The sequence below is a fragment of the Ruegeria sp. BC8 genome, assembly GCF_056535705.1.
On record NZ_JBQFIV010000001.1, the window covers coordinates 1 to 24,494 of the forward strand.

22 protein-coding genes and 5 pseudogenes are annotated in these 24,494 nt (G+C 63.7%); 14 read left to right on the forward strand and 13 right to left on the reverse strand.

Annotated features, from left to right (window positions below):
• A partial coding sequence (locus ACR3EK_RS00005; protein WP_480632371.1) for a DUF2189 domain-containing protein occupies nucleotides 1-710 on the reverse strand: 710 nt, incomplete at its 3' end.
• A 192-nt stretch (nucleotides 711-902) separates the two neighbouring features.
• Here ACR3EK_RS00005 and ACR3EK_RS00010 point away from each other — a divergent pair.
• Nucleotides 903-1,886: a quinone oxidoreductase family protein gene (locus ACR3EK_RS00010; protein WP_170373107.1), complete on the forward strand. Its 984-nt coding sequence runs from the start codon at nucleotides 903-905 to the stop codon at nucleotides 1,884-1,886.
• 44 nt (nucleotides 1,887-1,930) lie between these two features.
• Here the strand turns inward: ACR3EK_RS00010 and ACR3EK_RS00015 are convergent, their stop codons facing one another.
• The 9 genes and pseudogenes from ACR3EK_RS00015 to ACR3EK_RS00055 form a co-directional block, all read right to left on the reverse strand.
• A complete protein-coding gene (locus ACR3EK_RS00015; protein WP_093963551.1) occupies nucleotides 1,931-2,464 on the reverse strand; it encodes an outer membrane protein in 534 nt (177 codons plus the stop codon).
• Nucleotides 2,465-2,722: 258 nt separating this feature from the next.
• Nucleotides 2,723-3,195, reverse strand: a pseudogene (locus ACR3EK_RS00020) (YHS domain-containing (seleno)protein).
• 197 nt (nucleotides 3,196-3,392) lie between these two features.
• Nucleotides 3,393-3,662 (reverse strand): hypothetical protein, encoded by a 270-nt coding sequence (locus tag ACR3EK_RS00025; RefSeq protein WP_170360017.1) that lies wholly within the window; start codon nucleotides 3,660-3,662, stop codon nucleotides 3,393-3,395.
• Nucleotides 3,659-4,264 carry a glycerol-3-phosphate 1-O-acyltransferase PlsY gene (plsY, locus tag ACR3EK_RS00030; RefSeq protein WP_170360019.1) on the reverse strand — a complete coding sequence of 202 codons (606 nt, stop codon included), beginning with the start codon at nucleotides 4,262-4,264 and terminating at the stop codon, nucleotides 3,659-3,661. The genes ACR3EK_RS00025 and plsY overlap by 4 nt, the downstream gene beginning before the upstream one ends.
• Nucleotides 4,264-5,539 (reverse strand): annotated as a pseudogene (gene pyrC / locus ACR3EK_RS00035) (dihydroorotase). The gene plsY and the pseudogene pyrC overlap by 1 nt, the downstream one beginning before the upstream one ends.
• A pseudogene (locus ACR3EK_RS00040) lies at nucleotides 5,536-5,909 on the reverse strand (hypothetical protein). The pseudogenes pyrC and ACR3EK_RS00040 overlap by 4 nt, the downstream one beginning before the upstream one ends.
• A gap of 40 nt (nucleotides 5,910-5,949) precedes the next feature.
• Complete coding sequence (locus ACR3EK_RS00045) at nucleotides 5,950-6,423, reverse strand: hypothetical protein (protein ID WP_480632372.1); 474 nt, start codon at nucleotides 6,421-6,423, stop codon at nucleotides 5,950-5,952.
• Nucleotides 6,420-7,355 carry an aspartate carbamoyltransferase catalytic subunit gene (locus tag ACR3EK_RS00050; protein ID WP_480632373.1) on the reverse strand — a complete coding sequence of 312 codons (936 nt, stop codon included), beginning with the start codon at nucleotides 7,353-7,355 and terminating at the stop codon, nucleotides 6,420-6,422. Before ACR3EK_RS00050 ends, ACR3EK_RS00045 begins: the two co-directional genes overlap by 4 nt.
• Before the next feature lie 65 nt (nucleotides 7,356-7,420).
• A complete protein-coding gene (locus tag ACR3EK_RS00055) occupies nucleotides 7,421-8,035 on the reverse strand; it encodes a scavenger receptor class F, member 2 (protein WP_480632374.1) in 615 nt (204 codons plus the stop codon).
• Nucleotides 8,036-8,120: 85 nt separating this feature from the next.
• On the opposite strand from ACR3EK_RS00055, the gene ACR3EK_RS00060 reads away from it, so the two are divergent.
• From ACR3EK_RS00060 to ACR3EK_RS00085, 6 genes and pseudogenes are all read left to right on the forward strand, one after another.
• Complete coding sequence (locus tag ACR3EK_RS00060) at nucleotides 8,121-8,888, forward strand: uracil-DNA glycosylase (protein ID WP_480632375.1); 768 nt, start codon at nucleotides 8,121-8,123, stop codon at nucleotides 8,886-8,888.
• Nucleotides 8,885-9,484: a metallophosphoesterase family protein gene (locus ACR3EK_RS00065; RefSeq protein WP_170373102.1), complete on the forward strand. Its 600-nt coding sequence runs from the start codon at nucleotides 8,885-8,887 to the stop codon at nucleotides 9,482-9,484. Before ACR3EK_RS00060 ends, ACR3EK_RS00065 begins: the two co-directional genes overlap by 4 nt.
• Nucleotides 9,481-10,101: a LysE family translocator gene (locus ACR3EK_RS00070; protein WP_170456549.1), complete on the forward strand. Its 621-nt coding sequence runs from the start codon at nucleotides 9,481-9,483 to the stop codon at nucleotides 10,099-10,101. The genes ACR3EK_RS00065 and ACR3EK_RS00070 overlap by 4 nt, the downstream gene beginning before the upstream one ends.
• A gap of 6 nt (nucleotides 10,102-10,107) precedes the next feature.
• On the forward strand, nucleotides 10,108-10,650 hold the full coding sequence (gene moaB, locus ACR3EK_RS00075; protein WP_480632376.1) for a molybdenum cofactor biosynthesis protein B: 543 nt from the start codon (nucleotides 10,108-10,110) through the stop codon (nucleotides 10,648-10,650).
• 107 nt (nucleotides 10,651-10,757) lie between these two features.
• Complete coding sequence (locus tag ACR3EK_RS00080) at nucleotides 10,758-12,212, forward strand: efflux RND transporter periplasmic adaptor subunit (RefSeq protein ID WP_480632377.1); 1,455 nt, start codon at nucleotides 10,758-10,760, stop codon at nucleotides 12,210-12,212.
• 5 nt (nucleotides 12,213-12,217) lie between these two features.
• Nucleotides 12,218-15,617: pseudogene (locus ACR3EK_RS00085) on the forward strand (efflux RND transporter permease subunit).
• On the opposite strand, the gene ACR3EK_RS00090 reads toward ACR3EK_RS00085, so the two are convergent.
• A complete protein-coding gene (locus ACR3EK_RS00090; protein WP_170365466.1) occupies nucleotides 15,584-16,015 on the reverse strand; it encodes an NUDIX hydrolase in 432 nt (143 codons plus the stop codon). The pseudogene ACR3EK_RS00085 and the gene ACR3EK_RS00090 overlap by 34 nt on opposite strands.
• A gap of 4 nt (nucleotides 16,016-16,019) precedes the next feature.
• Nucleotides 16,020-16,832, reverse strand: coding sequence for a protein-disulfide reductase DsbD domain-containing protein (locus ACR3EK_RS00095; protein ID WP_170445488.1), 813 nt, complete (start codon nucleotides 16,830-16,832; stop codon nucleotides 16,020-16,022).
• Nucleotides 16,833-16,972: 140 nt separating this feature from the next.
• Between ACR3EK_RS00095 and ACR3EK_RS00100 the strand changes: the two genes are divergently transcribed.
• Complete coding sequence (locus ACR3EK_RS00100) at nucleotides 16,973-17,527, forward strand: YqgE/AlgH family protein (protein ID WP_093963536.1); 555 nt, start codon at nucleotides 16,973-16,975, stop codon at nucleotides 17,525-17,527.
• Here the strand turns inward: ACR3EK_RS00100 and ACR3EK_RS00105 are convergent, their stop codons facing one another.
• Nucleotides 17,528-18,478 carry an L-threonylcarbamoyladenylate synthase gene (locus ACR3EK_RS00105; RefSeq protein WP_480632378.1) on the reverse strand — a complete coding sequence of 317 codons (951 nt, stop codon included), beginning with the start codon at nucleotides 18,476-18,478 and terminating at the stop codon, nucleotides 17,528-17,530.
• 135 nt (nucleotides 18,479-18,613) lie between these two features.
• Between ACR3EK_RS00105 and ACR3EK_RS00110 the strand changes: the two are divergent.
• From ACR3EK_RS00110 to ACR3EK_RS00135, 6 genes and pseudogenes are all read left to right on the forward strand, one after another.
• Nucleotides 18,614-20,316 (forward strand): annotated as a pseudogene (locus ACR3EK_RS00110) (acyl-CoA dehydrogenase).
• Complete coding sequence (locus ACR3EK_RS00115; RefSeq protein ID WP_170452200.1) at nucleotides 20,316-21,362, forward strand: MBL fold metallo-hydrolase; 1,047 nt, start codon at nucleotides 20,316-20,318, stop codon at nucleotides 21,360-21,362. The pseudogene ACR3EK_RS00110 and the gene ACR3EK_RS00115 overlap by 1 nt, the downstream one beginning before the upstream one ends.
• A gap of 4 nt (nucleotides 21,363-21,366) precedes the next feature.
• The gene (locus ACR3EK_RS00120; protein WP_170342276.1) at nucleotides 21,367-21,819 is read left to right on the forward strand and encodes a DUF6173 family protein; all 453 of its coding nucleotides are present in this window, start codon (nucleotides 21,367-21,369) and stop codon (nucleotides 21,817-21,819) included.
• Between the two features lie 36 nt (nucleotides 21,820-21,855).
• Entirely contained in the window at nucleotides 21,856-23,721 is a 1,866-nt protein-coding gene (locus ACR3EK_RS00125) for a glycerophosphodiester phosphodiesterase family protein (RefSeq protein WP_480632379.1), read from the forward strand.
• A complete protein-coding gene (locus tag ACR3EK_RS00130; RefSeq protein WP_480632380.1) occupies nucleotides 23,708-24,268 on the forward strand; it encodes a hypothetical protein in 561 nt (186 codons plus the stop codon). Before ACR3EK_RS00125 ends, ACR3EK_RS00130 begins: the two co-directional genes overlap by 14 nt.
• A 91-nt stretch (nucleotides 24,269-24,359) precedes the next feature.
• The gene (locus ACR3EK_RS00135; RefSeq protein ID WP_093963530.1) at nucleotides 24,360-24,494 is read left to right on the forward strand and encodes an aa3-type cytochrome c oxidase subunit IV; all 135 of its coding nucleotides are present in this window, start codon (nucleotides 24,360-24,362) and stop codon (nucleotides 24,492-24,494) included.

The window sequence follows — 24,494 nt, forward strand, 5'->3', positions numbered from 1 at the left end:
TGCCGCAGGACCCGGACCGAGGTGACAACGGCCACAGGCAGGCCGACCTTGCGGTCAAGCAGCAACGGGCTGACAACGCTGACGGCCAAGGTCACCAGAGCAAACAGGAACCCAACCGCCGATCCGACGATGATCATGGTCCAGCCGGGGCCGGTGGTCAGAGCCTGTGTCAGAAATTGGCCCAGCGTCTCTGGCGGCTGCGGACCCAGTGTTTCGATATAGATGCCGTGTGCCACCATCAGCCAGACCAGCAACAGCATGACAAGGTAAAAGGCCAGTGCCAGTATGGCGCCGAACGAGGGGGATCGAAAAACACCCAACGCGTCCAGCCAGTGAACCTCGTGCCCCTGTTCCCGCTTGCGGCTGATCTCATACAAGCCCAGTGCAGCGACCGGACCGATCAGCGCAAACCCGGCCACCAGAGGAGCCAGAAGTGGCACCATGTTGGCTTGCATCGCGAATCCGAACATCAAAAGCCCCGCGATCGGGTAGATCAGAACGATGAAAATGGCATCGGCCCGGATCGCCAGAAAGTCTTCGTATCCGGCGCGCAGGCACTCTCGCAAGTCTTGCAACGTCAGCGTTTGTACCGTCGGCAGATGCTGGGTGTCAGCGCTGCCGATGCCCGTTACGTTTTCAGCGATGTGATCGCTGGTCGCGCCGAGTTGCTGCGCGGTCCAACTGATCGGGTTTCCGATTGTCTTTGCCATTGTCATCCCTTTCCTTGGCGCAGGTGCGCCGCAGGATGCATCCGGCGAAAAGTTGCCCGTGGCCGGATGACCCGGCAACGCCTGACCCTAGTGTACCACAGTTTTTTCCAATCCTGGTTCACCCTTGCGAGATCGCCGGATTGCCCTGCGGCGCCGAAGTGATAGCTTGGATCCAGGCAATAGGAGGTCAGCATGCAGAAAACGGCGCGTACCGTAGTCATTCACGAAACCGGCGGCCCCGAGGTGCTGAAGATCGAGGATAGACCGTTGGGTGACCCGGGGCCGGGTGAAGTTCGGATCCGCCATCACGCCTGCGGTCTGAATTTTATTGATGTCTACCAGCGGACCGGTCTGTATCCGATGGAACTGCCGCACGCGCTGGGAATGGAAGCCGCCGGGGTGATCGAGGCGGTCGGCGAAGGCGTGACGCATCTGAAACCGGGCCAGCGGGCGGCCTATGCCGCGGTGCCGGCCGGTGCCTATTGCGAAGCGCGGGTGATGCCCGCGTCGCAGGTGTGTCCCTTGCCCGGCGGAATCTCATTCGAGACCGCGGCGGCCATGATGCTCAAGGGCTTGACGGTTGAATACTTGTTTCACCGCACCACGCCGCTGAAACGTGGTGATACGGTTCTGTTCCATGCCGCCGCCGGGGGTGTCGGCTTGATCGCGTGCCAGTGGGCCAAATCCGAAGGCATCAAGCTGATCGGCACGGCCGGGACCGATGACAAGTGCCGTCTGGCCCAGTTCAACGGCGCCACACACTGCATCAACTACCGGACCGAGGATTTTGCGTCCCGCGTGGCCGAGATTACTGGCGGCAAAGGGGTCGATGCGGTCATGGACTCTGTCGGTGCCGATACGTTCGAAGGCTCGCTGGACTGCCTCAAGCCATTGGGGATGATGATTTCCTTCGGCAATGCGTCTGGACCCGTGCCACCATTCAACATCGGCATTCTTGGGCAGAAAGGGTCGTTGAAGATCACCCGGCCGACGCTGTTCACCCATATCGCGGACCATTCCGTGTGTCAGGCCATGGCCCGGCGGCTGTTCGGCAAGGTGGCCGGCGCCGAGGTCAAGATTCACATCGATCAACGCTTTGAACTGGATCAGGTCGCCGATGCGCACCGCGCACTGGAGGCGCGGCAGACAACCGGAAGCACGATCCTAGTGCCATGAAAAGGCCCGGCACGCTGTGCCGGGCCCGTTCGATGCGCAAGAGATCAGAAGCGGTATGCCGCCCGGATCTGAAACGTGGTTGCATCCACGTCGACACCGGTCGAGTTGAAATTGTCGAACTCGTGGTACAGCAGCTCGCCCGCGATGCTGACGTTCGGCGCGACGATCTGTTCATAGCCGGCGCCGATGAACCATCCATCGTCGCTGCCCAGCGTGTCGGTTCCCGCATCCGCGTAACCGGCGACACCATAAAGCAGCCCCTGCGGGTTGACCTTGTAGCCGGCGCGGGCTTTCAGCCGCCAGACGTCTTCGACCGTTGCGGCACCCGAAAGGTCGACATCAGACCAGTCATAATCAAAGCCGCCGCCCACGACCCAGTCGCCCAGATCATAGTCGTAACCAAGGATCAGACCGCCGATGGCGCCGTCTCCGTCCACACCGGACAGGCTGGTGCCGATATCCGCGTAGCCGACCTGCGCACCCGCATAGAACCCGGTCCAATCGCCCGAGGACTGCGCCATGGCGGTGCCGGCTGCAAAAGTTGCAACGGTGGTCAATAGTGCCAGTTTGCTCGTCATCTTGCTATCCTTTCGTTGGAAGTTATCTGCCTCGGCCTTTGGTTGGCCTGAAGGTTTGTATTGATCATTACGTTCCGGTCGTTGGACCGGATCATTGGTTTTTCGCTGTTATTCCGACCCGGATTTCCGCAAGGTCGCGGCGCCTGGCCGCCCTTTTAGAGTGTTGTTCTGATCAGATAGGTTCGGGGTCGTGGGGCTTCAAATCACGATCGGCGGCAGAAGCATTCTGCCGCCGATCCTTACCGCCAATTCAGCAGATTATTGCTGCAGTTCGGCCGGATCCTTGTCGGCGATCGTTTCCCAGTTGACGCTTGCTTTTCGATGAAGCCGGGGATGTCGCCTTCCCAACGCTGCTGGATGTCTTCCGACAGGTTCAGGTACAATTTGTTGTCCACGATCTTCCAGTAGGTCGGATCGCCGTCAAACTTGAACCCCATGGCCGCTCCGAAGGCGCAGTAGCCGCCGTAGGCCGGCAGGTAGGCCTCGGGATTGGCTTCGAACGCGGCCTTGTTCTCTTCGGTGGCAAAACGGTACAGCGCATCGTTGTGCAACGCCGTGATCTTGTAGCTGCCTTTGGTCGGCTCGCCTTCAGTGAAATACGCCACCGGGTCGTAACCCTGCATCGCCAAACCGGTCGACGAGGCGTTGATTTCTACCCCGGCCGCCAGGGCCGAGCTTGCGATTGCCACAGACAGCGCAACGCCGCCCAACAGGGATTTGATCTTGTTCATGGTTCCACCTTTCGTGATCGGGCTGCCCGGCATGTCCAAGCGCGGGCGTTTCAGCACCGAAATTGCGTTTCGTGCACCCGGTAATTGAGCGTCACGAAAACTCAGGTGGGAAAGGCGGCGATCACGTTCAAAGCAATCAAACGTGAATGTGCGGAAATACCAGGCGGTCTGTTCGCAAGCGCAGATCGGTCTGCGGTTCAGCTGTCGGGTACCAGGGCCAGAACAAAGCGTACGACCTTGGCGGCAGGCATCTCGCAGGGGCGCAGCAAAGCGCCGCTTTGATCCGTCAGGTACAGGTTCATACTGATGTAGTCCGCACCACCCCGTTCATGGGCGACCAGCTTGTGCGATTTGCCGCCGGCCATCGCCAGCCGCGTGACCGAATAGCTTCGACCGTTTGCGGTTCCGGTGAACGAACCCGCCGGCAAGGCAAAGAATGAGTCCAAAAAGTCGGCCGGCGCGGTCACGATTTCCCGATCTTGGGCTCTGTTCCCGCCTTGATGCGGGCCAGATTTTCGCGGTGGCGCCAGTAAATCAGCAGCGTCAGAACGACGCCCAGCAAAAAGGTCGACCCGTCCGTCAGGATCATCACCCATGTTGTCGACAGGGCTGCCGCGGCCAGCGCGCCGAGGGACGAGATCCGCCAGATCGCAGCAGCGACCAGCCATGTCAGACAGCACGCAACGCCCACCCGCCAGTCCAGCGCCAGCCACAGGCCCAGGAAAGTTGCCACGCCCTTGCCGCCCTTGAAGCTCAGCCAGACCGGGTAGCAATGGCCGACAAAAGCCGCCAGCGCCGCGACCTGGGCGGCATCGTCGCCGGCCAGTGCCCGGGCCAGCAGGACCGCGACCACGCCTTTGCCGGCGTCGAACAGAAGAGTCAGCGCCGCCGCCGCCTTGCTGCCAGTGCGCAACACGTTGGTGGCACCAATATTGCCGGACCCGATCTGGCGCAGGTTGCCCAGTCCCATCACCCGCGCAACGATCATGCCATAAGGTACCGACCCCATCAGGTATCCGATCGCGGCCCAGATAATCAGTTGGGTCGTCGAGCTGTCGAAAACGGGCATCAGGATCTCCGGAAAATTTCTTTGCCTGCAACGTAGGTTGCGGTGACCTTACCCTGCATCCGCTGTCCGTCAAACGGGGTGTTCTGCGATTTCGATTTCAGCGTGAACCGGTCCAGCACGAAGGGCACATCCGGGTCGAACAGAACCAGATCGGCCGGGGCGCCCGCGCTCAGGCGGCCGCAGTCCAGCCCCAGTCGTTTCGCCGGATTCAGTGTCATGGCCCGGAACAGGGTCGGCAGGTCCAGTTGATCGGCATGATACAGGCGCAGTGCGGCCGGCAGCAGGGTTTCCAGCGCCACCGCGCCCGAGGCCGCCTCTTCGAACGGGAGGCGTTTGCTTTCCTCGTCCTGCGGCGTATGCATCGAACTGATCGTGTCGATCAGGCCGGAGCGCACGGCCTCGATCACCGCCTGCCGATCATCTTCGGAGCGCAGCGGCGGCTTGACCTTGAAGAAGGTGCGATAGTCCGCCACGTCCAGCTCGTTCAGCGTCAGGTGGTGGATCGAGGTGCCGGCGGTGATGTCCAGCTCGTTGCGCTTGGCCCGTTCCAGTGCGGGCAGGGCGCGGGCCGTGGTGATCTGATCGGCGTGATAGGCCGCGCCGGTCATTTCCAGCAGGGCGATGTCGCGGTCCAGCCCCATGCGTTCGGCCATGGGCGAAACGGCGGGCAGACCGCGCAGGGCGGCGAATTTGCCGCTGGTGGCGGCAGCACCGTGGCTCAGCCCCGGGTCCTGTGGGTGGGCGATGACAAGCGCGCCGCAGGCCGGGCATAGGTCAGCGCGCGGGAAAATACCTTGGTGTCCGTCACCACATGGTCGCAGTCGGTGAAAGCCACCGCGCCCGCATCCATCAGAAACCCGATCTCGGTCATCTCGCGCCCGTCGCGGCCCTTGGTCAGAGCGGCCATGGTCAGCACGTTGACGGGCGTGTCGGCCTGGGCGCGGCGGGTGACGAACTCGAGCGTTTCCGGCGTGTCGATCGCAGGCAGGGTGTCGGGGCGGGTGACCATCGTGGTCACGCCCCCGGCCGCGGCGGCAAGGCCCGCGGATTTGTAGCTTTCGTGCCGCTCGCCCGGCTCGCAGACCTTGACGCCGATATCGACGATGCCGGGGCCAGACACTGACCGCCGCAATCAATCACCTGCGCGTCCGCCTCGGGAGCTGGACCGTCGCCGCTGGCCAAGATGCGCCCGTCGGCCACGTGCAGCCAACCCAGCGCGTCGGTTCCGGCTTCAGGGTCGATCAGGCGGGCGTTGGTGAAGATCAGCTTGGTCATGCCATTGCCCTTTCAATCGCGGCTTTGGTGGCGGCCGGGTCGGCCTGGTACTTGATCAGGTGCTTGTCGCCGCCTTTAGTGACAATCTGCACGAAGCTGCCCATGATATTCACGGCTGCGACCCGGTTCAGCGGCATGCTGCGTCCGCCCGGGCCGGTCAGGGTGGTGTCGGTCATCTGCCAGTTGGCCGCCAGTTCCTCGGACGCCAGGTACCACGCCCGGACGCCCACCGCCGCCAGACCGGCCGGGGCGCCGGTCCAGACATAGGGATTTCCGATCAGCCACAGCACGAGCATCGCCCCGCCATCGCGCCCGCGGCCAGCCACGAGTTGGTGCGGACATAAGCGCCCTTGTCCGGTGCAAAGGTCACAGGATCAGCCACAGGGCACCTCCGATGACCAGCAGGATGATCAAGGCAAGCACGGCCGATCCCGTTCGGCGGGGTTGCTCGCTCGAAACCGGCTCGGCGCGGCCGAGTATGGCCGCGCGCTTTCGGTCTCGATGGTGCCGCCGCTCCAGTTCGTGGCCTCTTCGGTGTAAAGGCCGATCAGGCGCAGACGCGGATCGGGGTTCAATGTGGCCGCGCGCCCGCCCAGGGCCGCGCTGCGCAGCACCAGAACCCAGCCATCGACCGCGTCCAGCCTGGCCCGGTCCAGCTGGTCCTCGGACACGCCGCAGCCCTCGCTGAGATAGCCGTAGAGACCAAGATCCTCGAGGTCGGAAACCGGAAACACGTCGATCTGCTGGGGGTCCAGCCCCGAGACCCCAAGAACCTGATCCGCCGCGCCGGGCTCGCGCAGGAATTTCGCCTCTTCGGGGCGCATGTCCAGCGCGAACAGGCGGATCACGCCGCGCTCGCCAGCCGAGATGTCCAGATCGCTCATGCCGCCTCCTCCAGGTTGCGAGCCAGCAGTTCCATCGCGGCCATGCGCACGGCGACGCCCATCTCGACCTGCTCCTGGATGACCGAGCGGTTGATGTCGTCAGCCAGCGTGCCGTCGATCTCGACCCCGCGGTTCATCGGGCCGGGATGCATCACGATGGCGTCCGGCTTGGCCAGCGCCAGCTTGGCGGCGTCCAGGCCATAGCGGTGGTAGTATTCCCGTTCCGACGGGATGAACCCGCCATCCATCCGCTCTTTCTGAAGGCGCAGCATCATCACCACGTCCACGTCGCGCAGGCCCTCGGTCATGTCGTCATAGATCTCGGCCCCGAATTCGGCGAATTGCGCAGGCACCAGCGTCGGCGGGCCGATCAGGCGGATGCGGTTTTCCATCTTGCCCAGCAGGATCAGGTTTGACCGCGCCACGCGGGAATGGGCCACATCCCCGCAGATCGCCACGTTCAACCGGTGCAGCCGCCCCTTGGCACGCCGGATGGTCAGCGCATCCAGCAGCGCCTGCGTGGGGTGCTCGTGCCGCCCGTCGCCGGCGTTCAGCACCGCGCAGTTGACCTTCTGCGCCAGCAGGTCTACCGCTCCCGAATGCGGATGCCGCACTACCAGCAGGTCGGGATGCATGGCGTTCAGCGTCATCGCCGTGTCGATCAGGGTCTCGCCCTTTTTGATCGAACTGGCCTGCATCGCCATGTTCATCACATCCGCACCCAGCCGCTTGCCCGCCAATTCGAAACTGGCCTGCGTGCGGGTCGAGTTCTCGAAGAACATGTTGATCTGGGTCAGCCCCGCCAGAACGTCCGAGTGCTTGGCCGATTGCCGGTTCAGATCGACGTATTTTTCGGCCAGGTCCAGAATGGCGGTGATGTCGGATTGGGACAGATGCTCGATGCCAAGTAGGTGACGATGGGCGAAACGCATGGGCCGGGCTCCTGTCTGACAGTCGCGCCGCTTATAGAAAGCGCAGCGCGTCGGGGCAACTGGAGTCAGTCCCCGTCGGGCAGTTTCTCGCATCCGCCTTCGGGCAGGCACCGCTCGCCGGGTCTGCACCACTTGCCGTATCCGCAATCGACGGCCTTTCTGGGCACGCAGCCCTGATTGGCCGAGCATTTGAACCCGGTGCGGCATTGCGATCCGGTCTCTTCGCACAGGTACCAGCCGGGGCGCGTACAGCCGCCGCCCGGCAGGCAGGTCGAACCGGCTGCGCAGGTCCGCCCGTCGTCGCAGGGCGTTGCAGGTTGCGGAGAGGGGTCGAAGTCGGCCGAACTGCGCTCGCATTCGCCGCGCGCGTTGCAGAAGGACCCGCTGGGGCAATCCAGCCGCGAGGCGCATTTGTTTGCCCCTGCCGGCGCGCATCGGGTGCCTCCGGCCACGCATTTCTCGAACGGCCCGCAGGACTGCCCGCCGCCGCAATAGGTGCCCCCGGCCTGAATGCAGAACCCGTCATAGCTGCAGCGTTGGCCAACCGAGCAGCATTTCAGACCGCACTGAAACTGGCCCCCACGGCATTGGCCTTGATTGTTGAGAAACGACTGCGCCTCCGACCCGCCGGGCAGCAGGGCGAACAGAGTGATCAGCAGAAGGCCCAGGGTTCGCGTCATGACGGGGACCATCGTCGGCCCGGCAATGCGCCAAGGCAAGGCCAATTTGCTTTCCCTTCCCGCAAAGCTGAGTAGATTGATGGTCATGGAATCGGCCCTTGACCCCTACACCGCGCGTGCCCTGCTGGAATGGCAGGTTGAGCTGGGCGTAACCGACGCGATCGTCGACGCACCGGTTGACCGCTATGCATTGCCGGATACCGCGCCAAAGGTCAAAAAATCCGCCGCAGCGCAGCCCGCAGTGCAGAAGCCCGCCAAGGCGGATCCGGTGGTCGAGGCAAAGAAGGCTGCGTCTGCGGCATCGTCTCTGGATCAGCTGCGCGCCGCTATGGAGGCGTTCGAACACTGCGATCTGAAGCGTGGCGCGCGACAGCTGGTCTTTGCTGACGGGACACCCGGTGCGCCGGTCATGATCGTCGGCGAGGCCCCGGGCCGTGAAGAAGACCGCGCTGGAAAGCCGTTCGTTGGCCGCGCCGGGCAGTTGCTGGATCGGATGCTGGCCGCGATAGACTTGGACCGCGCCAAGAACGTTTACATCAGCAATGTTCTGCCCTGGCGTCCGCCGCAGAACAGGGACCCTCGGCCGGACGAGATCGCGATGATGCAGCCGTTTTTGGAACGGCACGTGGCCCTGTCCAAGCCAAACGTCCTGGTGGTGATGGGCAACATCAGCTGCCAGGCGGCTCTGAACAAGCGCGGCATAACGCGTCTGCGCGGGCAGTGGGATCAGGCGCTGAATCTGCCGGTTCTGCCCATGCTGCACCCCGCCTATCTGCTGCGCCAGCCCCATGCCAAGCGCCAGGCCTGGGCCGATCTGTTGGATCTGCGCGCATATCTGGAGAACAAGGGATGAAGGTTCTGGCCTTTTCCGACCTGCACATGGCCCGCAATCGGGCTGCGGAACTGGTGGCAGCCAGCGTCGACGCTGACCTGGTGATCGGCGCGGGTGATTACTGCAACATGCGTCAGGGGCTGGACGAGGCGATGGAAATGCTTTCCGGCATATCCGCGCCGATGGTTCTGGTTCCCGGCAACGCCGAAAGCGCCGAGGAACTGGCGGCGGCCGTGCCGGACGGCGTGCATGTTCTGCACGGAACAGGCATGACCGTGGACGGGCTGCGCCTGTTCGGACTTGGCTATGGCGTACCGGTCACGCCATTTGGTGACTGGTCCTGCGACCTGACCGAAGCCGAGGCCGCAGAGCTGCTCAATCGCTGCCCGTCGGCCGACATCCTGATCACGCATGCCCCGCCCAAGGGCAAAGGCGATCGGACCTCGCAGGGGCAATCGATCGGATCGAGCGCGGTGCGCGACGCGGTGGAACGGATTCAACCTGACTTTGCTCTGTGCGGTCATATCCACGACAGCTGGGGTTATCGCGGCGAGATCGGTCGCACCCGGATCGCAAATCTGGGGCCCAAGGTGAATTGGTTTGAGGTCGATCCATGATCGAATACGCAACGCTGTTGACCTTCATCCCAGCCGCCATAGCGCTGAACATGACGCCGGGGGCTGACATGATGTTCTGCTTCGGGCTTGGGCTGCGGTCGGGTGCTCGATCGGCCATCGTGGCCAGCGCCGGTGTTTCGACCGGTCTGATGGTTCATGTTCTGCTGGCTGGGCTGGGACTTGGCGCGGCGGTCGCGACTATGCCCTGGCTGTTCGACGTCATTCGCTGGCTGGGCGTGGCCTACCTGCTGTATCTGGCCTGGGGCACCATCAGAAACGGTGCCGTCCGGACTGACGCTCCAATGCAGTCGTCGGGCCATGCCTTTCGCGAGGGGATGCTTGTCAACATGACAAACCCCAAGATCATTCTGTTCGTTCTGGCCTTCATCCCGCAATTCGTCTCGCCGGCCAACGGATCGGTTCTGGCTCAGTTTCTGCTGCTGGGCGCGATCATCGCTGTGGGCGGGTTCGTCGTGAATGCCCTGGTGGGGTCATTTGCCGGCGGCGCCGGGCGAGCGCTGATTTCAAGCCCGCGGGCGTCGCGAATTCTCGGCTGGGTCAGTGGCGGCGTGTTCGTCGCGCTGGCGGCCCGGCTGGCCATCATGGAAAGAGCCTGACACGACATGTCCCGAATTGATGAAACCATGGAATTCATCCCCATCCGCATCGCTGTTCTGACCGTATCGGACACGCGGACACTGGCCGAAGATCATTCGGGCCAAACATTGGTCGACCGGATCGAGCGTGCGGGGCACACCGTGGCCGACCGCAAAATCATTCAGGACGAGCGCGCCCAGATCGCCGAGCAGTTGCGGGCGTGGGTCGCCGACCCCGAGATTGACGTGGTGATCTCGACCGGCGGCACCGGCTTGACCGGGCGCGATGTCACGGTCGAGGCGCATCGCGATGTCTACGAAAAGGAAATCGAGGCTTTTGGCACCGTCTTCACCCTGATTTCGATGGAGAAGATCGGAACCTCGGCGGTACAGTCGCGGGCCACAGGTGGCGTCGCCGGCGGAACCTATCTGTTCGCCCTGCCGGGCAGCCCGGGGGCCTGCAAGGATGCCTGGGACGGCATTTTGGAAAAACAGCTGGATTTTCGCCACCGGCCCTGCAATTTCGTGGAAATTATGCCCAGATTGGACGAACATCTGCGACGGAAGTAGACTGGTCGCACGTTTAACGGCTCATAACCGCCTTGTGGGTTGGTATTTTTTCCGGCCCGGCTACCTATTTATAGACGGCGTCCCGTTGCAACCGGAGTGAAAGATCTATGCGATTTCTGCGGCAGAGCCTCATCGGTGTCTTTCTGGCATCCCTGATGCTTGCGCTGTTGATTGTCGCTGCGCAGATGATCACCGGCGCGGTGCAAGAGGTCATGACCCGCGACAACAAACCCCCGCAGGCGCGCGAACGCGTGTTCGCCGTCACGGTTCAGAAGGCCGAGCCACAAACCGCCACCCCCTATTTGGAAGCATTTGGCGAAGTTCAAAGCCGCAGGCGTCTGGAGTTGCGGGCGGCGCTGGGCGGCCGCGTCATCGGGCTGGCGGAAAACTTCGAGGATGGCGGGGTTGTGAGCGCAGGCGAAGTTCTGGTCGAGCTGGACCCGGCCGATGCGCAGGCGGCACTGGACCGGGCGCGGTCGGACCTGCTGGATGCCCAGTTTGAAGAACGCGATGCCGAACGCGCCCTGCTTTTGGCGCAGGATGAATTGAAGGCCGCCGAATCCCAATCGGATTTGCGGGAACGGGCCCTGCAGCGTCAGAAGGATTTGCTGGACCGTGGCGTAGGTGCGACCGCCAGCGTTGAAGAGGCCGAATTGGCCGAGGCCTCGGCCCGGCAAACCGTGTTGTCGCGCCGTATCGCTTTGGCGCAGGCCGAGTCCCGCGTAGATCAGGCGACGACGTTGCTGGCGCGGGCCCGTATCGCTTTGGAATCGGCCGAACGCGATCTGGAAGACATGACCATCCGCGCCCGGTTCGACGGGACGCTGACGGGTGTCACGCTGGTTGAAGGGCGCCTGGTCACGGCCAATGAAAAGCTGGCCGAACTGGTCGACCCGTTTGCTCTGGAGGTCGCGTTCCGCGTTTCGACCGCGCAATACGTGCGGTTGCTGGACGATCAGGGCAAGCTGATCCCGGCACCGGTGACCATCTCGCTTGAGGTGACGGGCACGGACCTGAGCGCCACCGGTCGGATCAGCCGCGACAGCGGGTCGGCCGGCGAGGGCCAGACCGGCCGGTTGATCTATGCCCGGCTTGATGCCGCGCCGGGGTTCAAGCCCGGCGATTTCGTGACCGTTTCGGTCGAGGAACAGCCGCTGGATAATGTCGTGCGTCTCCCGTCTTCGGTTCTGGATGCGCAAGGCACCGTGCTGGTGCTGGGCGACGACGACCGGCTGGAAACGCTCCCGGTCGAGCTGGTACGCCGGCAAGGGGACGAAGTTCTGCTGCGCGGCGCCGGGCTGGAAGGGCGCGAAGTCGTGGTGGGTCGGACCCCGCTGCTGGGGTCGGGGGTCCGCGTGCGCCCGGTTCGCATCGAAGACAGCGCCGCGGTCGAGCCGGACATGGTCGAGCTGACGGACGAGCACCGCGCGCGGTTGGTGGCGCAGGTCGAGGCCAGCGACCGCATGTCCCAGGACGCCAAGACCCGTGTTCTTGCTCAGTTGAGCGAGGCGAAGGTGCCGTCGTCTCTGTTGCGGCGGCTTGAAAACCGGGCCGGGGGATAGGCGCCATGATGCGCGAGATCCCGGGCGCGGCCAGCGGCATCCTCAGCTATTTTACGCGTCACCGGACCATTGCCAACCTTCTGCTGGTGGTCATGCTGGTCCTTGGCGCGGCTTCGGCGCCGAACATGCGGGCGCAGTTCTTTCCAGACGTGATCCTGGAACGGGTCAATGTCAACGTCGAATGGGATGGTGCGGGGCCCGAGGATGTGGACAACGGGATTGTCCAGATCCTTGAACCTGCATTGCTGGCGGTCGAAGGCGTTGCCAGCACCGAGTCGACCTCCCGCGAAGGATCGGCCCGCATCGCGCTGGAATTTGAACCTAACTGGGACATGAGCCGCGCCGTCGAAGAAGTGCGCACCGCGGTCGACAGCGTGACCAACCTGCCGGAGGATGCCGAAGAACCGTCCATCCGGCGTGCCGCTTGGCGAGACCGGGTGACGGATGTTGTCCTCACCGGCCCGATCGAGACCGGGCAGCTGGCCAAATTCACAGATGAGTTGATCAATCGGCTGTTCGCTGCCGGTGTGACGCGGACCACGATCCGCGGCCTTGCCGCCCCACGCATCGTGGTCGAGGTTCCCACCGCGCAGTTGATCGCCAACGACATCACCCTGTCCGAGATCGCCTCGGCGGTTGCGGCCGAGGTCACGGCCAATCCGGCCGGGGACGTGACCGGCGCAAACGCCCGGATCCGCACCGGTGTCGAAAAGCGCACCCCGGAAGAGATCGAGCGCATCGCTTTGCGCACCTATCCGGACGGGTCCAAGCTGGTGGTCGGCGATGTCGCGCAGATCCGGGTCGAGGGCGTTACTCGCAATCGCAGCTATTTCGTGGGCGAGAACCCGGCCATGTCCGTCCGGGTGGACCGGTCGAACCTGGGTGACGCGATCGACATTCAGCACACGGTCGAGGATGTGGTGGCCGAGATGCAGGCGAGCTTGCCGGATGGTATCTCGGTCGAGCTGATCCGTACCCGGGCGCAGGCCATTACCGACCGGTTGGACATTCTGATCGACAACGGGCTGGTCGGGCTGGGCTTGGTGGTGTGCCTGCTGTTCCTGTTCTTGAATGCGCGCATCGCTTTCTGGGTGGCGGCCGGTATCCCGGTTGCGATGTCGGCGGCCATCGCCTTCATGTATATCGGCGGGCTGTCGATCAACATGGTCTCGTTGTTCGGCCTTATCATCACGCTGGGTATCGTGGTGGATGATGCGATCGTAGTGGGGGAACACGCCGATTTCCGGGCCCGCCGGCTGGGCGAGCCACCGGTCGTTGCCGCCGAGCGCGCCGCCCGGCGCATGGCGATGCCGGTTTTGCGGCCACGGTCACGACCGTGATCGCCTTTTCGGTCTGACCGCCATTGGCGGACGGTTCGGAGAGCTGATCCGGGACATTCCCTTTACGGTGATCGCTGTACTGATCGCCTCGTTGATCGAGTGTTTTCTGATCCTGCCGAACCACATGGCGCATGCCATCGCACATTCGGCCAAGGAACACTGGTATGACTGGCCCAACCGGGTTGTGAACAGGGGTTTTCGCTGGGTGCGCGACACTCTTTTCCGACCTTTGGTGGCGTGGGCAATCTGGGCGCGATACGTGGTCGTGGCCCTGATGATCGCCATTCTGGCCAGCCAGATAGCGCTGTTCATCAAGGGCGACGTCAATTGGCGGTTTTTCAACGCGCCCGAGCGGGGCTCGGTCACCGGCAATTTCATCATGGCCGAAGGCGCTACCCGCGCCGACACGATCGAAATGATGCACATTCTGCAGCGCGCCACCGAAGAGCTGGGCCAGATATACGAAGAACGCCACGGTCGCAACCCGATCGACTATGTTCTGGCCGAGATCGGGGGCAGTGCCGGCTATGGTCTGTCCGCCGCCGATGGCAAGGATGGCGATTTGCTGGGCGGTATCTCGATCGAGCTGATCGATGCCGACCTGCGACCTTATTCCAGCTTTGAATTCGTGGGCGAGCTGCAGGAATTCGTTCCGCGCCATCCCAAGGTCGAATTGCTGACGTTCCGCGGCTGGCGCTCGGGTCCGGGTGGTGATGCCATCGACGTGCAGCTTTTCGGCGCGGACGTGAACACACTGAAATCCGCGTCCGAGGCCCTGCAGGCGGAACTGTCGAAATACCCCGAGGTTTCAGCGCTGGAAGACAATCTGGCCTATGACAAGGAAGAATACATTCTGGATCTGACGGCACAGGGTGAGGCGTTGGGTTTCCGCATCGAGACATTGGGCAGGGTTCTGCGTCACCGTTTGAACGGGATCGAGGCGGCGACATTCCCCGACGGTCCTCGCAGCGCCGAGATCCGGGTCGAACTGCCCGAAGGCGAGCTGACCGCAGATTTCCTGGAACGCACGTTGATGCGGTCACCGGACGGGGTCTATGTCCCGCTGGCTGACATCGTCTCGGTCAAGCGCGAGTCGGGGTTCTCGACGGTGCGCCGGGAAAATGGCCTGCGGGTGATCGCAGTGAACGGGGACATATCCGAGGATGACCCGGCCCAGGCCGCGGAAATCACCCGCGCCATGCGCGAGGAAGTCCTGCCTGATATCGCCGCCGAGTATCAGGTCGAGTGGCGCATGGCCGGTCTGAGCGAACAGGAGGACGAGTTCCTGACCGAGGCGCGTACCGGTCTGATCCTGTGCCTGACCGGAATCTACCTTGTTCTGGCGTGGATCTTCGCCAGTTGGACAAGGCCGCTTGTGGTGATGGCGATCATTCCCTTTGGACTGGTCGGCACCATCTGGGGGCATTACATCTGGGGCGTTCCGCTAAGCATGTTCACGGTCGTCGGCCTGTTGGGCATGACCGGGATCATCATCAATGATTCGATCGTTTTGATAACGACCATTGATGGGTATCAGCAGGATCGCGGGCTGGTGCCCTCGATCATAGAAGGCACCGCTGACCGGTTGCGGCCGGTGATGCTGACCACGCTGACGACGGTGATGGGGCTGGCCCCGTTGCTGTACGAAGGGTCGCAGCAGGCGCAATTCCTCAAACCCACGGTGATCACGCTTGTCTACGGGCTCGGGTTCGGCATGGTGCTGGTGCTGCTCCTGGTTCCCGCGTTGCTGGCGATCCTGAGTGATATTTCTCGCCCGATGACTGCGATGCGCCGCGCCTTGCGGGCGCCAGACAAGGTGGTCCGGGTCGCGGCCGCGGGGACGGGCGGGGCGATGTTCCTCTGGCTGCTGGTCACGATGGTCTGGCCGGTTATGGCCGGCGCGCCGCTGGGTGTGCTGTCCGGGCTGTACGGCGGCGAGGACGGTCTGGCGTTGCTGAGAATGGGGCTGGGAGCGTTCGCGGCCGGTGCGGTTGCCATTCTGGCCGTCAGCCTGATCGTGTCCGGGGCGCTTTATGTCAGGCTTTCATCCCGGGCCAGTGCCTGAGACAGAAGGTCGGGCACCCGGGCGCTCATGGCAAGGCCGCGGTCCAGCACCTGCCGGATTGGAAACCAACGCGCATCCTGCGCATCATCCGCTGCGACCGGAGTGCCGGATCCGAAGCGGCAGGACACGCCGACCAGCAAATAGTGGGCGGTGATCTGTCCGGCCGAATCCCGGACCAGCAGATCAAGGTTGCCCAGATATGCCTGCGGGGTTGCTTCGATACCGGTTTCTTCCATCAACTCGCGCGCGGCGGCCTGCAAGACGGTTTCGCCCCACTCCACATGGCCGCCCGGAAATCCCCAGAGACCGGCATCGGGGGCCTTGCTGCGTTGCACCAGCAGGACATGGCCCTGATCTACGACAACCGCCAGTGCGCCGATCCGGGGAACCTGCTGCATCCGCTCAGCCCGCGCTGCAGCCCAGAATGTCGACCGCGTGTTTGGTCCCCAGAACCGTGATCCGCACGGCGGACCGGTCCAGCGCAAAGGGCTGACCGTCTGGGCTGATCACCTCGGACGTGGCGGTCAGCCGGTTGCCTTGCCGCTTGGTTTCAGTCTGCGAGGCCCACAGGGCCGGGTTCCCCGGTTCGATCACCGCAAGTTCGGCGCCACCGGCCGAGGGCATGTCGATCTGTACCTGAACCTGCAAACCGTCCGCGGTCGGGCTCAGGCGACAGGCCGCGCTGGTAACGCCAGCCTCGCGTGCAGAGAAGGGCCGTTGCGCCAGCGCAGCCGCAATCGCCGGATTTCTTGCTGCGCCGGCGTCCAGTTCGTGGTCAAATTTCAGCGATGCGGGAATGCAGACATCCTTGCACACTCCCAGATCGACCTCGCCGCGCAACCGGACCGGTTTGGATGCGTCCTTGGGCGTAATCCGAACCGGCAACACCAGCTGGGTTTCATAGCCGATGGACTTCAGGCCGTTCTGGTCAAAGACATGCGGCGTGGGCCAGGTGATCGCAACCGCGCCGACATTGCCGGAGCGGCGCCAGTCGAATTCAGGCGGAATGCCGGCGTCACCGGGGGCCCGCCAATAGGTCTTCCATCCGGGTTCCAGATCCAACCGGATCGCGGTGAGATAGGTTCCATCCTCGGATTGGCCGCCATCGATCACGTCCAGCCGGACGATCGAGTCGATCGATTGCCCCTGCGCAGGTGCGGCCAGGGCCAGACAAGCTGAAACAACGGTCAGGACGGGTTTGAACAGCGATCTCATGATCCATACATGCGACTTGCGGGCAGGTTTGCCAAGTCACGTTCTGGTCACCGGCAGAAATCGCGGGATTTCAGGCGTGATCCCTTGCCAATCCGGGTTCCGCAAGGTCATTGTAAGGGAATAAGCCGCACGAGTTTTTGATGGATCTGACTGGAAAACTGTTGATTGCGATGCCCGGCATGGGCGATCCGCGCTTTGATCATTCAGTGGTGTATCTGTGCAGCCACGGCGATGACGGCGCGATGGGTCTGATCGTGAACAAACCGTCGGATTTGCGGATCAAGACGCTGCTTGAACAGTTGAACATCGCGTGCCGCATCCCGGTTGTCGGAGAACGCCTTGTGCATTTTGGTGGTCCCGTCGAATTGTCCCGGGGGTTTGTGCTGCACAGCGCGGACTACGACGCAAATCTGCATTCGCTGCACGTGGCCGGCGATTTCAGCATGACAGCGACGCTGGACGTGCTCGAAGATATCGCTTCTGGCAAGGGGCCGCTGAACTCGATGCTGATGCTGGGCTATTCGGGATGGGGGCCGGGGCAGCTGGAAGATGAGATCGCGGCCAATGGCTGGTTGACGACCGATGCCACATCGAAACTGGTTTTTGACGTTGCCGACGACGAAAAGTGGGAGGCCGCCTTGGCTACGCTGGGTGTCGATCCGCTGACGCTGTCGGCCAGCGCCGGTCGGGCCTGATCAGGAATTGCGCGGCGCCGCGGCCCGGCGCAGGCGGTCGTTGATGGCCGCCCCCACGCCCTCGGAAGGGATCGGGCTGACGGCAATCGGCCGCCCCGTACCGTCCAGCTCGTGCAGATACGCAAACAGGTTTGCCGCCGCTTCGATCAGGTCACCCCTGGCAGACAGGTTGCGGTCGCAATCGACATTGCCAAATCCCAGCAGCAGCTCGTCCCCGCGCCGCTCGCTGGCGTTCAGCCGCACCGGTGCTTCCGGAGCATAATGTGACAGCAACTGCCCCGGAGCGGTCAGCAGATCTCCGGGCTTGTGGCGGGTCAGGCGCGTGCCAAGAACTGTTTCGATCTGCTCCAGAGCGACACCGCCGGGCCGCAGCAAAGCGGGGCTGCCGGCCAAGCCCACGATGGTCGATTCCAACCCGACTGAACAGGGTCCGTCATCCAGTACGGCGGCGATCCGACCGTCCAGACCGGCGCGCACATGCGCCGCAGTGGTCGGGCTGATCCGACCGGAGGGGTTTGCCGATGGGGCAGCGACGGGTCCGTCAACTGCGTTCAGCAATGCGCGCGCGGTTGGGTGGGCGGGCACCCGCACGGCCAGCGTCTCCAGTCCCGCCGTCACCAGCGAGGACACGCCATGCCCTGCGCGCAGCGGCAGCACCAGTGTCAGCGGACCGGGCCAGAACGCAGCTGCCAGTTGTTCGGCATTGTCCGACCACTCGACATAGCGTTTGGCGGCCTCGACCGAGGCGACATGCGCGATAAGCGGGTTGAAACTGGGTCGTCCCTTGGCGGCGTAGATCGCGGCGACTGCCTCGCCGTTGCGGGCGTCGCCGCCCAGCCCGTAGACGGTCTCGGTCGGGAAGGCGACCAGCAGTCCCTGACGCAGCAGGTCGGCCGCGGCTGCAATCCCGGCGGGATCAGCATCCAGATATTGCGTGCTGTTGGGGATCATGGGTGGTGACGCGGCGTTTTGGTTGCTTGCAACAGGGGGACGGATAGGTAATCGAACAAGCTTAAATGAATACCGGCGCGGGCCATGGATTCCAAGCCCGCCATTGCGACCGACACACGATTTCCGGGGGAAACCATGCCATATCGCGCTCCTGTCACTGATTACGAGTTCCTGATGGACAAGGTGGTGGGGTTCAAGGACGTCGCCGCGACCGAGAAATTCGCCGAGGCCACCCCGGACGTGGTCAGCGCCATTCTGTCCGAGGCCGGCAAGATGTGCGAAGAGGTGATGGCCCCCCTGCAGCGCCCCGGCGATCTGCACCCCGCGCGACTGGAAAACGGGGTTCTGCGGACCTCGCCCGGCTATGCCGATGGCTGGAAGGCGATCGCCGAGGGTGGCTGGATCGGCATGAGCGGTGACCCCGAATACGGCGGCATGGGCCTGCCCATGACCGTGACCACCGCCGTCAACGAGATGATGAGCGCCGCCTGTCTGTCGCTGCAGCTGGCCCCGTTGATGAGCCAGGGTCAGATCGAGGCGCTGGAACACCACGCCAGCGAAGAGCTCAAGGCGCTGTACCTGCCCAAACTGATGTCGGGCGAATGGTCGGGCACGATGAACCTGACCGAACCGCAGGCCGGGTCTGACGTCGGCGCGCTGACGTCCAAGGCCGAACCCAACGGCGATGGTACCTATGCGATCACCGGGCAGAAGATCTACATCTCGTGGGGCGACAATGATTTCTGCGAGAATGTCTGCCACCTGGTTCTGGCCCGTCTGCCCGATGGCGCGCCGGGGACCAAGGGGATTTCCTGTTCCTGGTGCCCAAGTTCATCCCCGATGAAAACGGTAATCCGGGCGTGGCGAATGACCTGAAGGTGGTGTCGTTGGAACACAAGATGGGACTGCATGGCTCGCCCACCTGCGTGATGCAGTATGACGGCGCCAAGGGCTGGCTGGTGGGCCAGGAACACAAGGGCATGGCCGCCATGTTCACGATGATGAACAACGCGCGCCTCGGCGTCGGCGGGCAGGGCGTGGGCGCGGCCGAGGGCTCCTATCAGCACGCGTTGGCCTATGCTCTGGAACGCAAGCAGGGCAAGACGCCTTCGGGCACGATCATCGATCATGCCGATGTGCGCCGGATGCTGATGGACATGCGGGCCGACCTGTTCGCCGCCCGTGCGATCATGCTGGCCAATGCCGCGGCCATCGACATGGCCAAGGCCACCGACAACGCCGACTGGGCCGCGCGGGCGGCCCTGCTGACCCCGATCTGCAAGGCTTTCGGCACCCAGACCGGCATGCGCGTGGCCGAGACCGGCCTGCAGGTGCATGGCGGCATGGGGTATGTCGAGGAAACCGGCGCCGCGCAGTATTACCGCGATGTTCGCGTCACCGCGATCTACGAGGGGACCAACGGCATTCAGGCCATGGACCTTGTCGGCCGCAAGATGATGGACGGGGGCGAAGCCGCCGCCCGCCTGCTGGACGAGATCGAAGATCATGCCGAGCGCGCCCGCGCCACCGTGCCCGAGCTGGCCGGCCCGGTATGGGAGGCGACTGAATCCCTGCGCGAGGCGACCGAGTGGCTGGTGGCGCAAGAGGACATGAACAATCGCTTTGCCGGGGCCGTGGCCTATCTGAACGCCTTTGCCCGCGTGCTGGGTGCGCATTACCACCTGATCGCCGCTTTGGCCGATCCGGATGGTCCGCGCGCCAAGCTGGCGCGGTACTACATCACCGCGCGCCTGCCGGAATACGCGGGCCTGCTGGATCAGGCGCAGATCGGTGCCAAAGACCTGTTCGCGCTCAGCGCCGACGAACTGGCCGCGTGATGGACGGCGCGCGGCCTCCGGCGTTTCGCCATCCCTGGCCCGAGCCGCCCGCGCCCGGACAAGCCACCGAGATCGCCGAGGGCGTGCTTTGGATGCGCCTGCCGCTGCCGATGGCGCTGGACCACGTCAATGTCTACGCGCTGGATGACGGCGATGGCTGGACGGTGATCGACACCGGGATTTCATCGAAAAAGACGCGCGGCCTGTGGTCCGACCTGATGGCCGGGCCGCTTGCGGGCAAGCCGGTGACCCGGGTGGTGGTTACGCATCACCACCCCGACCACGTCGGAAATGCCGGGTGGTTCCAGTCGGAGCACGGCGCCGATCTGGTTTCGAGCCGTACCGCATGGCTGTTTGCGCGAATGCTGACGCTGGACGTGCAGGAGAGCTGGCCGGAAGAGACGCTGGAATTCTACCGCAGCGCCGGCATGGCCCCCGAGATCCTGGCCAAGCGCATGTCCGAGCGGCCCTTCAATTTTGCCGACACGGTCTATCCGATGCCTCTGGGCTTTGTCCGCATCAAGCAGGGCGACGTGATCCGTATGGGCGGGCGGGACTGGGACGTGCATATGGGCAATGGCCATGCCCCCGAACACGCCACGTTCTGGAGCCGCGACGACAACCTGGTGATCTCGGGCGACCAGATCCTCAGTTCGATCAGCCCGAACCTGGGCGTCTATGCCACCGAGCCGATGGCTGACCCGGTGTCCGACTGGCTGGAGGCCTGTGAGCGCCTGCAACAGCTGGCACGGCCCGATCAGGTGGTGTTGCCGGGCCACAAGCTGCCCTTCATCGGCCTGCCGATCCGCATGAAGCAACTGATCGAGAACCATCACGGCGCTCTTGCACGCCTGCTGGACGATCTGGACGCGCCCAAGGCGGCCTCGGATTGTTTCGTGACCCTGTTCAAACGTCCGATCCGCGACGGCGAATACGGTCTTGCGCTGGTCGAAGCGGTTGCGCATCTGAACCAACTTTATCACACTGGAGCCGTGACCCGGGCGCGCCGTGAGGACGGCGCATGGGTGTATCAGCGCAAAGGTTGAGACGATGCAGGACAAGATCGAAACCTCGGCCGAGGCCGCCGAAGCGGCGGCTCTGCCCCGGTGCTATGAGGTTCATGCTGACCCGGACAGCACGTCGGGCACCAAGGATCTGCCCGAACCCCTGCGCCAGCCGGTCGACAGCAAAAGCCCCGCCCAATGGGCGTATGAGCGGCTGATCCTGTACATCCAGAACTTCGAGCAGACCCTCGATGCCGATCACGAGGTCGCCATGGGCTTTACCGGCGGTGACGCCGGGGTGATGCGGATCGAGGGGATGGGATATTTTGACCCCGACGTGATCACCTTCTACGGCTCGGACGGTTCGGGCGCACGCACCCAGCTGGTGCAGCATGTCAGCCAGCTGAACGTCATGCTGCGCGCCCTGCCCAAAACGGTCGAGGACAAGCCCGCCAACCGGATCGGCTTTCGCCTGGCCGCCAAGCTTGAGGAAAGCTGAGCGTCACGCTTGCAATTCACATCTGCGCGGCCTTGAATGAATTCAGCATTCAAAGGGGCCGGCGTGTCACATTTCTCAACCGTAACAGATGCCTATCTCGGGGCCTGGGTCCGACGCCGGACCTTTGTTCCCATCTATCTGGCGGTGCGTCTGCTGCTCATCGCGCTGATCGCACCCGGCGTGGCCTTCACCGTGAACCTGGCGGTGATGCTGTCCGATCAAACTGCGCTGACCGATCAGGACATCGCCATGTTCATCCTGTCGCCGGTTGGCTTCGTGGCGGCGGTGGTCATTCTGGGCCTGTTCCTGTTGGCCGAGGTGTTCGTCTTTTCGGTCATGGCCGGATCGCTCAGGATGGGCGAGAGCGACCCGTGGCGGGCCGGCGGGTCGGCGCTGCGATTGATCCTGTCGCGCCTGCCGACGCTGTTTTCCTTCGCGGTGCGCTTCATTCTGCGGGTGCTTGTTCTAGCGGTGCCTTTCGTGGCGGTCGCGGGCCTGATCGCGTGGTGGACGCTGACCGAATACGACATCAACTATTACCTGACCTTCCATCCGCCCGCCTTCCAGGTGGCCGTCGCGCTGATCGGGCTGGTGGTGCTGGCGTTGGCCTGGGTGCTGATCCGCCGCCTGTCGGCCTGGGCGCTCGCCCTGCATCTGGTGCTGTTCGAGGGAATTGCGCCTTCGGACGCCTTCGCCGAAAGCGCCCGCCGAATGGAGGGCAAACGCGGCCGGTTGAAGATCGAACTGGCACGGTGGCTGGCCATACGTCTGGCGATTGCTGCGCTGATTGCCGCCGTGGCCAGCCTGTTGTTCCACCTTGTACCTCTCGAACAGGGCACGAACCTGCGGTTTGCCCTGACGCTCAGCCTGCTGGTGGCCGGGCTGTGGTCTCTGGCCGGATTGGTGCTGGCGGCTGTGGCGCTGGGCGCGCTGGCGGTTCTGCTGGATGGGTTTTTTGAACCTCGCGCGGCAGAGCTTCCCCATCCCGAAGCCGGAAATCTGCGCGCCCCGGTTCTGGTGACCGTTGCCGCGGCAATCGTGGCCCTGCTGGCCGGGATCTGGTTCAGCCAGGACGTCCTGGACCAGATATCGGCACCCGATCATGCCGACGTGATCGGCCACCGGGGCGCGGCGGCGCTGCGGCCGGAAAACACGATGGCTGCGGTGCTGAAGGCCATCGAAGACGGGGCCGACTGGGTCGAGATCGACGTACAAGAAAGCGCCGACGGCGAGGTGATCGTGGCCCATGACAGCGACTTCATGAAGCTGGGCGGGGTCAATCTGAAGGTCTGGGATGCCACGATGGAGGATGTGGCGCAGATCGATATCGGCAGCTGGTTCGACCCCGAATATGCCGATCAGCGCACTCCGACCCTGCGTGAGGTTCTGAAGGCAGCGAAGGGCAAATCCAAGGTCATCATCGAACTGAAATACTATGGCCATGATGTCGACCTTGAAAACCGCGTGGCTGCCATCGTCGAAGAATTCGGGATGGAGCAGGACATCGCCACGATGTCGCTCAAATACCCGGCGGTGCAGAAGATGAAAGCGTTGCGCCCGGACTGGCGCGCCGGCGTTCTGGCTGCCACGGCGGTGGGCGATCTGACCGGGCTGGAGGGCGATTTCGTCGCGGTGAATGCCGGGATGGTCACGCCCGGGCTGATCCGCTCGGTCCATGATGCAGGCAAGGATATCTATGTCTGGACGGTGAATGACCCGCTGCAGATGTCGTCGATGGCCTCGATGGGTGTCGACGGTCTGATCACCGACCGCCCCGCCATGGCGCGTGAAGTGCTGCGTGTCCGCGCGGAAATGGAACCGGGCGAGCGCTTGCTGCTGTGGCTGGCCACGACCTTCGGCCTGTCGGTCGATACCGAGGCGATGCGCGATGAAAGCCCCTAGCTTCGGTCTTTTGCTCGCCTGCCTTGCCGGGTCGGCTTCGGCGCAGGATCTGATGCGCGGCGTCGAGATGCCCGCGCATCGGGCTTTGATCGCGCAATCGGTTGGGCAACCATTGAGCGCGTTTGAAACCGATGGCTGCTCGGGGGGCATGTCGTCCAGCTGGCGGCTGGTGGCAGATACCTTTCCCAGATTTCGCGCCGTTTACGAAAGCCACCCGCCGTGGGAATCCTGCTGCGTGACTCATGATCGCGCGTATCACACCGCCGGGGGCGCCACGTCCGCCGACGCCAGTTTTGACGCCCGGCTGGAGGCTGACCGCGCCCTGCGCGCCTGCGTCAAGGAATTCGGAGCCGTGCATGCGCAGGACTATGCCACGCAGTACGACATGACGCCCGAGCAGGTGACGTCGGCCATGTCGATCACCGCCGAGGCGATGTTCATGGCCGTCCGATTCGGAGGTGGCCCCTGCACCGGCCTGCCGTGGCGGTGGGGCTTTGGGTATCCCGGCTGCTCGGTTTTTGCCACCGATGAGGCTGCGGGCGACTGAACTCGGGCACCTGCGCGCGATTGACGTCGTGACAGGCCGGAAAATATGATTTATCCAAACCGGCAAACACGCGAATTGGGAATCTTTCGAAATGGCTGAACACAAGCACGGCGAGATGGACATCACCGTCCAGACCAAAACCTTCAACGGGTTCATCAAATTCACCACCTACAGCGTCGTGGTGATCTGCTTCATTGCCCTGTTTCTTGCGATCTTCGGGGCATAA

Coding starts and splice junctions, on each gene's coding strand:
- ACR3EK_RS00105 (WP_480632378.1), bottom strand. CDS start 18,478: ATGATCCCCAACAGCACGCAATATCTGGATGCTGATCCCGCCGGGATT.
- ACR3EK_RS00125 (WP_480632379.1), top strand. CDS start 21,856: ATGAATTCAGCATTCAAAGGGGCCGGCGTGTCACATTTCTCAACCGTA.
- plsY (WP_170360019.1), bottom strand. CDS start 4,264: ATGCCCGTTTTCGACAGCTCGACGACCCAACTGATTATCTGGGCCGCG.
- ACR3EK_RS00080 (WP_480632377.1), top strand. CDS start 10,758: ATGCGATTTCTGCGGCAGAGCCTCATCGGTGTCTTTCTGGCATCCCTG.
- ACR3EK_RS00130 (WP_480632380.1), top strand. CDS start 23,708: ATGAAAGCCCCTAGCTTCGGTCTTTTGCTCGCCTGCCTTGCCGGGTCG.
- ACR3EK_RS00115 (WP_170452200.1), top strand. CDS start 20,316: ATGGACGGCGCGCGGCCTCCGGCGTTTCGCCATCCCTGGCCCGAGCCG.
- ACR3EK_RS00015 (WP_093963551.1), bottom strand. CDS start 2,464: ATGACGAGCAAACTGGCACTATTGACCACCGTTGCAACTTTTGCAGCC.
- ACR3EK_RS00050 (WP_480632373.1), bottom strand. CDS start 7,355: ATGCGTTTCGCCCATCGTCACCTACTTGGCATCGAGCATCTGTCCCAA.
- ACR3EK_RS00090 (WP_170365466.1), bottom strand. CDS start 16,015: ATGCAGCAGGTTCCCCGGATCGGCGCACTGGCGGTTGTCGTAGATCAG.
- ACR3EK_RS00065 (WP_170373102.1), top strand. CDS start 8,885: ATGAAGGTTCTGGCCTTTTCCGACCTGCACATGGCCCGCAATCGGGCT.
- ACR3EK_RS00095 (WP_170445488.1), bottom strand. CDS start 16,832: ATGAGATCGCTGTTCAAACCCGTCCTGACCGTTGTTTCAGCTTGTCTG.
- ACR3EK_RS00060 (WP_480632375.1), top strand. CDS start 8,121: ATGGAATCGGCCCTTGACCCCTACACCGCGCGTGCCCTGCTGGAATGG.
- ACR3EK_RS00055 (WP_480632374.1), bottom strand. CDS start 8,035: ATGACGCGAACCCTGGGCCTTCTGCTGATCACTCTGTTCGCCCTGCTG.
- ACR3EK_RS00135 (WP_093963530.1), top strand. CDS start 24,360: ATGGCTGAACACAAGCACGGCGAGATGGACATCACCGTCCAGACCAAA.
- ACR3EK_RS00120 (WP_170342276.1), top strand. CDS start 21,367: ATGCAGGACAAGATCGAAACCTCGGCCGAGGCCGCCGAAGCGGCGGCT.
- ACR3EK_RS00070 (WP_170456549.1), top strand. CDS start 9,481: ATGATCGAATACGCAACGCTGTTGACCTTCATCCCAGCCGCCATAGCG.
- moaB (WP_480632376.1), top strand. CDS start 10,108: ATGTCCCGAATTGATGAAACCATGGAATTCATCCCCATCCGCATCGCT.
- ACR3EK_RS00010 (WP_170373107.1), top strand. CDS start 903: ATGCAGAAAACGGCGCGTACCGTAGTCATTCACGAAACCGGCGGCCCC.
- ACR3EK_RS00045 (WP_480632372.1), bottom strand. CDS start 6,423: ATGAGCGATCTGGACATCTCGGCTGGCGAGCGCGGCGTGATCCGCCTG.
- ACR3EK_RS00100 (WP_093963536.1), top strand. CDS start 16,973: ATGGATCTGACTGGAAAACTGTTGATTGCGATGCCCGGCATGGGCGAT.